Source organism: Candidatus Magnetaquicoccus inordinatus (genome assembly GCF_004217665.1).
Taxonomy (GTDB): domain Bacteria; phylum Pseudomonadota; class Magnetococcia; order Magnetococcales; family Magnetaquicoccaceae; genus Magnetaquicoccus; species Magnetaquicoccus inordinatus.
The window spans coordinates 1-1,882 of sequence record NZ_RXIU01000379.1 but is presented as its reverse complement, the minus strand read 5'-3'; the positions used below and the strand labels follow the sequence as shown (position 1 = coordinate 1,882).

General features: G+C 56.3%; 3 protein-coding genes. 1 reads left to right on the top strand and 2 read right to left on the bottom strand.

The window, feature by feature from the left end:
- The coding region (locus EJP87_RS15820; protein WP_130472816.1) for a DNA methyltransferase at positions 1 to 525 on the top strand (525 nt) is incomplete at its 5' end.
- Positions 526 to 580: 55 nt separating this feature from the next.
- Here EJP87_RS15820 and EJP87_RS15815 read toward each other — a convergent pair.
- Positions 581 to 844, bottom strand: coding sequence for a hypothetical protein (locus tag EJP87_RS15815; protein WP_130472815.1), 264 nt, complete (start codon positions 842 to 844; stop codon positions 581 to 583).
- 51 nt (positions 845 to 895) lie between these two features.
- A complete protein-coding gene (locus tag EJP87_RS15810; RefSeq protein ID WP_130472814.1) occupies positions 896 to 1,777 on the bottom strand; it encodes a DUF3489 domain-containing protein in 882 nt (293 codons plus the stop codon).
- Positions 1,778 to 1,882: the final 105 nt, after the last annotated feature.

Genomic DNA, 1,882 nt, shown 5'->3' with positions numbered 1-1,882 from the left:
TGCTGGCATGCCTCAAAGCGGCAGGCCATGGTAGAGGCGGTCTGGGAAGAGATGGGTGCCTTCGTCCATCAGACGATCATCTGGAATAAAAACACCTCCATTCTCTCCCGGACCCACTACCTCTGGAAACACGAGCCCTGCTTTTTTGGCTGGATGCGTGGCAACCGTCCGCCAAGGCTGGAGGGTTCGGACAACTGCACCACCGTTTGGGATATGAAAGGGTTGGCTGGCGATGAACGTCCGGAACACCCGACGCCAAAGCCTCTGGAGGCGTTTGGCATCCCTATGCGCCAGCATGTGGAAAAGGGCGGGCTGTGCTACGAGCCCTTCTCCGGTGGAGGCAGTCAGATCATGGCCGGGGAAGCCAATCACCGCCGGGTCTATGCCATGGAAATCAGTCCGGTCTATGTGGATGTGGCGGTGCAACGGTACATTCAGGCCACCGGCAAGATTGTTTACTTGGATGGTTCGGGTGGCAAGACGTTTGAGGATGTGGCTGCGGAGCGGGGTATCGATTTGGAGTAGCAAGGGCAGTCCGTCTGGCTTGTTGGATCCCGGCGGCCATGGCCGTCAACAAGGATCATGCCGATGCAGTGGGCGGTTGGTTGTGCAATTGGTACCGTCCCGGGGCAACCTGGTTGCCGATCCACATGGAGAAGGAGGATCCGTCCTCTTCCTGAATCCTGACCTTCTCCCCAAACTGATGCGTTGCTTCCATCTGATCGACCTCCCAAGCATGACTGTCTTCCAGGCGATTGATGCGATGCCTGTCGATGTGGGGCAGTTGATCCAGGTCGGTGCTGTTCAAGGTGCTCTCCTTTGGTGGTTCTTGTTGGTGCTTCATTTTCACTCTCTGCTGCCGCCGGAATTTGTATCCGGCGGCAGAAAGTCGCTGTTAAACAACTTTGTACACGGTGAAGGAACCTTTTGCCCCCTGCAAGTTGGTTCCATGCATCCGGGTGCGGAATGTTTCCAGGTTCAACCCCTGCTTCTTTTTGGCGAGGGAAAGAAAGCCCCTCACAGTGTTTGAATTCCAGCCAGTGGACTGTTCAATCTGCTGCAGGGAGGCTCCTTCCGGGCGTTGGAGCAGGGCCATCACAATGGCCTTTTTGGAATTCTCTCTGGGCGTTCTGGTTTTGGGTGTGTTGCTGGCTTGTCCAGCCTTGAAGGCTTCGAGCAACGCCTTTTCCAGATTCTCGCGGGTTACCCGGAACCCATGATCCTGGATGTACTGTTTTGCGATGGTATCGATGACTTCGGGGAGGGTTTCGTCGGCTGCCTCCATGGATTGCTCTGCGGCGGCAACATCCGCTTCAAAGTCGGCATCTGCAGGCACTTCGTTGTCTTCCGTCCGGGGCAAGTCTGCCGGGTCCATCGGAACGATGATTCCAATGGGCGGGTCGTCGTAATCATCTGGACCATCCAATTCTTCGCAGGCAGCGGCCATCTCTTCGTGGTAGGCCGCATCCTCGGCAGGCATGTTGTCGATCCATGCCTGCACAACGGTGTCGTCGCTGAAGTCCAGCCCAGGACCGTGGGCAGGTGCGTCGTCTTCAATTTCCTGGGGTGCCTCCATGCCGATGGCCGCGTAACCCGTCTTGGTGATGCGCCAGACGTCGGTTTCGATCTCTTCGATCAGACCCTGTTGATGCAATGCCTTGATCACCTTCTTGGCGGCACCGCCCTTGACGTTGCCCGGCAGGGGGTGGATGGAACCGTTGGCGCGTTTGGCAGCGGCTTCCAGGGTGGTTTGTTGGGTTTCGCTCAGGTTGCTCATGTGTGTTTCTCCTGTTTGGGTTGTGCTGCTTCGTTGGTACACATGAAGCCATACACTTCCAGACACTATCAAGCACAACATGTTGTATTTAGATGTTTTTTTCAA